The 215-nt window shown below is 42.8% G+C and carries 1 protein-coding gene; it reads right to left on the reverse strand.

Annotated elements, in window-relative coordinates:
- Nucleotides 1-215: DUF389 domain-containing protein (locus tag HMPREF2686_RS08360; protein WP_148130211.1), on the reverse strand; the 215-nt coding region annotated here is incomplete at both ends.

Raw genomic sequence — 215 nt, forward strand, 5'->3', positions numbered from 1 at the left:
ATCCCACCAGCAATAGCAATGAGAACATCCCAAATGGTTGGAGAGGTTCGTGCGATCAACTCGCTACTTGCATAAGACAAGGGAGAAATCCAGAAATACAGAGTCGAGACAAGCAAACTGACCAACACTTGAGTCAATAAAACCTCTAGAGATTGCTTGATTAAACGCGTATCAAAAATAGCTAAACCGAATCCCAGTCCAACAATCGGTGTCAT

Origin of the sequence: Streptococcus sp. HMSC057G03, assembly GCF_001808745.1 — a bacterium.
Taxonomy (GTDB): domain Bacteria; phylum Bacillota; class Bacilli; order Lactobacillales; family Streptococcaceae; genus Streptococcus; species Streptococcus parasanguinis_Z.